The 2,723-nt window shown below is 62.2% G+C and carries 3 protein-coding genes and 1 pseudogene; 3 read left to right on the top strand and 1 reads right to left on the bottom strand.

Annotation, left to right across the window (positions count from 1 at the left end):
- The 3 genes from BN903_RS11755 to BN903_RS11745 form a co-directional block, all read left to right on the top strand.
- On the top strand, positions 1–230 hold a 230-nt coding region (locus BN903_RS11755; protein ID WP_079890653.1), incomplete at its 5' end, for a winged helix-turn-helix domain-containing protein.
- Positions 227–526 (top strand): hypothetical protein, encoded by a 300-nt coding sequence (locus BN903_RS11750; RefSeq protein ID WP_048077904.1) that lies wholly within the window; start codon positions 227–229, stop codon positions 524–526. The genes BN903_RS11755 and BN903_RS11750, both read left to right, overlap by 4 nt.
- 268 nt (positions 527–794) lie before the next feature.
- Positions 795–2,111, top strand: a complete 1,317-nt coding sequence (locus tag BN903_RS11745) for an RNA-guided endonuclease TnpB family protein (protein WP_195155792.1) — start codon at positions 795–797, stop codon at positions 2,109–2,111.
- A 106-nt stretch (positions 2,112–2,217) separates the two neighbouring features.
- Here the strand turns inward: BN903_RS11745 and BN903_RS11740 are convergent.
- Positions 2,218–2,723 (bottom strand): annotated as a pseudogene (locus BN903_RS11740) (DHH family phosphoesterase); the annotation flags it as partial.

The following is a 2,723-nucleotide window of genomic DNA, read 5'->3' as shown; positions in this document are numbered from 1 at the left end:
GGGTCCGAATCGTCCGGGAACTTCGCGACCGCCCCCGGAACGCGAACGAACTCGCGGAGGAACTGGATGTCGACTATAACACGATCACGCACCACCTCGAGATGTTGAAAGACCACGACGTCGTCGAACCGAGCGACCACGACTACGGGAAGCTGTACTTCCTGACCGACCGCTTCGAGCGTCACACGGAGACGTTCGAAGAGATCACGTCGGAGGTGGACGCCGAATGAACCCGGCGACGCCGACCGGGATCGCCGTCCTGATCGCCATCGTCAACAGCGCGCTGTTGGCGGTGCTGGCCGGGGTGTGGCTCGACAACTACCACGAGTTCGGCTCGACGCTACTCTTGGGGCTGTTGGGCTTTTGCGCCGTCCTGCTCGTCGAGAACCTGATCTCCATCGCCTTCTTCTTCAGCAGCATGCGGACGCTGTACGCGATGGACCCGCTCGTGGGACGCGTCGTACTCGGGCTGAGCCTGCTCGAACTGCTCGCCGTCTCGCTGCTAACCTACGCGACGCTGAAGTAGCGAGTGCGCGAGCTGACACGTAACGAGCGGAAGCCCACCTCTTCAGGGGTGGGTGTAAGCGACAGTATCGCTTGGTAATCCACACGCTATTGCTCGTTTGGATGTTCAGCCGCTTCCAACCCTGCTTTGATAATCTCCCGATAGGCTTCTTCGAGGCTTTTGTCCTTTTGTTCAGCGTAGTCTTTCACGCGCCCGTTCAACGTATGCGAGATGTCAATATTCGGTCGCATCGTTTGTGTCCAAAAGACATTTAGACGGATAACTACAAATGTCTGTTGTCGTGAGACGAACCAACACGTTCGCGGTGCGCCCGCTCTCCACCGAGGACGAGCAACTGCTCCGCGAGCTGTTGGATGCCTCCGCCAGCCTCTGGAACGAACTGAACTACGAGCGCCGGCAGCACTTCTTTGATGGTGAATCGGTATGGAACACTGCCGACTACCGCAAGCAGTACGTCGGCGTGCTTGGTTCCGCTACCGCTCAGCAAGTCATCCGCAAGAATAGCGAGGCATGGCGATCGTTCTTTGCTGCCCGAGAAGATGGCGAGGCTACTGCTCCGCCAGGCTACTGGGGGAACGAAGACGACGGCAGGGAGTTACGGACGTACATCCGCAACGACCAGTACACACTCGAAACTGGTGAGCGGAGTCGACTCGAAGTCCCTGTCGGCCAAGATCTGAAAGACGAGTACGGCCTTGGCTACCACGACCGTCTGCGCCTTGAGGTTACTGGCAACCCGAAGTGGGACGGCGGTCAGGGCCGGTTGGAACTGTACTACGACGAGGTCGACGACACGTTCAGAGCCATTCAACCCGTTACCGTGTCTGATTCTCGACGGGATTCACCACTAGCCGACGAATCGGCTGCACTGGACGTGGGCGCGAACAACCTCGTCGCCTGTACCACCACAACTGGCCAGCAGTACCTCTATGAGGGACGCGACCTGTTCGCCCGCTTTCGCGAGACGACCGAGGAGATCGCCCGCTTACAGTCGAAACTCCGTGAGGGCCGGTACAGCAGTCAGCGGATTCGACGGCTGTACCGTACGCGAACGAGACGGCGCGACCACGCACAGGACGCGCTCGTCCGCGACTTGGTTGAACGACTACACGAAGGAGGCGTTGCCACGGTGTACGTGGGCGATCTCACCGACGTGTTGTCGGCACACTGGTCGGCAGCGGTGAACGAGAAAACGCACCAATTCTGGGCGTATCGTTCGTTCATCGACAGGCTCGCTACGACTGCCGAAGAGTACGGCATCACGGTTAAAATCGAATCTGAAGCGTACACGACGGCGGAGTGTCCAGCGTGCGGCGAGCGCAAGAACACGGAACGGAACGGCGACGTGTTTCGGTGTTCGTGTGGCTACGAAGGTCACGCCGATCTTGACGCTTCACGGGTGTTCCTCGAACGGCAGGCTGGCAGGAATCTAGAAGTCGGGTCGATGGCACGGCCCGTGCGCCTCACGTGGGACGACCATACGTGGTCGGAGTCACCACGCTCTCCCGAGAGGGCCAGTCCCAACGAGGAGCGCACAGACCGGAGTACCGACGACGGGAAACTTGCCTCCGTGGGAACAGCATAGCCAACATCCCTACCGGAGGAATCCCACGGCTTCAGCCGTGGGAGGATGTCAACTACGCGACGCTGAAGTAGCGAGTACGCGAGCCGACGGGATTCGGGGAGGCCACTCACGAGAGCTGTTCGCCGACGATCCGGTCCGCCTCGGCGAGGAACGCGTCGCGCTCGCCGGTCGGGATCGTCGCGCCCGCGGCGACGTCGTGACCGCCGCCGTCGCCGCCGACCGACTGACTCGCCTCGCGCATCACCACGGAGAGGTCGAGCCCCTGCCGGACGAGCGCGTGCGAGCCGCGCGAGGACACTTTCAGTTCCTCGTCGCTCTTCTCGGCGAAGGCGATCACGGGCTTGGAGCGGTCGACCGCGGGCGAGCCGACCGCCATCCCGGCGACGATGCCGACGATGGTCTCGCGGATGCGCGACCCGGCGTCGAACCACTGGAGGTCGTCCTCGTGGGTGACCCCCTCGTTTTTGACCCACTGGAGGCCCTCCGAGAGGTTCTTCCGATGGGTCGCGGAGGAGCCGTCTGGCCTCCGCGAGCGCGTCGCCGCGGTCGCCGAGACACACCGCGACGGCCGACGTCGCCGCGCTCGTAGCGGGCGGTCGCGTTGAGCAGGGT

Source organism: Halorubrum sp. AJ67 (assembly GCF_000513435.1).
This window is presented reverse-complemented; position numbering and strand designations above follow the sequence as displayed.

What these genes read in the sequence shown, in the direction of transcription:
- BN903_RS11750 (WP_048077904.1), top strand. Translation starts at nt 227, where the DNA reads ATGAACCCGGCGACGCCGACCGGGATCGCCGTCCTGATCGCCATCGTC.
- BN903_RS11745 (WP_195155792.1), top strand. Translation starts at nt 795, where the DNA reads ATGTCTGTTGTCGTGAGACGAACCAACACGTTCGCGGTGCGCCCGCTC.